This is a genomic window from Enterococcus sp. 12F9_DIV0723 (assembly GCF_002174375.1).
GTDB classification, from domain to species: Bacteria; Bacillota; Bacilli; order Lactobacillales; family Enterococcaceae; genus Enterococcus_A; species Enterococcus_A gilvus.
Genome location: NZ_NIBK01000001.1, coordinates 2219763 through 2221166, shown reverse-complemented (window position 1 = coordinate 2221166; position 1404 = coordinate 2219763). Strand labels below are relative to the sequence as shown.

2 pseudogenes are annotated in these 1404 nt (G+C 30.6%); both read left to right on the top strand.

The features are described 5' to 3' along the window. Positions 1–27: 27 nt before the first annotated feature. Positions 28–341, top strand: a pseudogene (locus A5868_RS10555) (glycosyltransferase); the annotation flags it as partial. 140 nt (positions 342–481) lie between these two features. After that, positions 482–1096, top strand: a pseudogene (locus A5868_RS10550) (glycosyl transferase); the annotation flags it as partial. Positions 1097–1404: the final 308 nt, after the last annotated feature.

The following is a 1404-nucleotide window of genomic DNA, read 5'->3' as shown; positions in this document are numbered from 1 at the left end:
GTGTTTATTTTTAAGGAGAATAGTAAAATGACAGAAAAAATTGCAATATTGCTTCCTTGTTATAATGAGGCAATGACAATTAAAAAGGTAATTAATGATTTTCAAAGAGAACTACCTGATGCAAATATTTATGTTTATGATAACAATTCAACAGATGATACTTTTCAAATTGCAATTGAAGAAGGTGCAATCGTAAGAAAAGAACCAAGACAAGGTAAAGGTAATGTAATACGTCAGATGTTTTTTGATATTGATGCAGATTTTTATCTAATGGTAGATGGAGATGATACTTATCCTGCTGAAGCCTGTCATGAATTGTTGAAGACTTTAAAGGAATGTCTGTCTCTTATACACATCTTTACAAAGCTGATATAAAAGATGTAATGACTGGTTATAGAGGATTTAATAGACAATTTGTTAAAAGCTTTCCAGTAATGAGCAGCGGCTGCTGTCTCTTATACACATCTAGATGTGTATAAGAGACAGGGTTATTGGGGATAGATTATCAAATGGAACATATTATAATGAAAATAAGAGAGCTTTTCATGACTTTGGAAATAATTTAGTTAAAAATTCTATTAATAAGCTTTACAAAGCTGATATAAAAGATGTAATGACTGGTTATAGAGGATTTAATAGACAATTTGTTAAAAGCTTTCCAGTAATGAGCAGCGGATTTCAAATTGAGACTGAATTCACTATTCATGCTTTGGATAAAAGATTTAAGTTAGTTGAGATACCTATAGACTACAGAGATCGGCCCGAAGGTAGTGAATCAAAGTTAGATACTTTTTCTGATGGATTTAAAGTATTAGTGACTATTTTTAAAATGTGTAAAGATTATAAGCCGCTTTTCTTTTTTACTATGTGGTTTTTGTTATTTTTCATATTAGGCTTGATAGTTGGAGGTCCAGTCATCTTTGAATTTTTAAAAACTGGGTATATTTACAAAATACCTTCTGCAATTCTTGCAACGGGCTTAATGACCTTTTCAATGCTGTTACTTGTTACGGGACTTATTTTGGATACAGTTGTTACTGCAGATAAAAAAATGTATGAGTTGAAACTATACGATGTATATTCAAAAAAAGAATAAAAAGTAGTTGAACATCGTGTATTGAAGGTGAGTGCTTGAGGGTTCTAACTCTTTAGCACTTTTTTAGTAATAGTATTGTATGATTTAGATTTTTTCTTTAAATAACTACCAATTGGAGGAGGATCGCGAATATGAGCTGTCTCTTATACACATCTAGATGTGTATAAGAGACAGGAATACAATGAGAGTTTAATTTATATGGGGATTCTATTTCCTATGGTCATATATGAAGGAAGAATGTCCCTGTTACTAAATACTTACTTGAAAACTTTAAGAAAGGAAAAAACTATATTAATAGTAAATGTCTC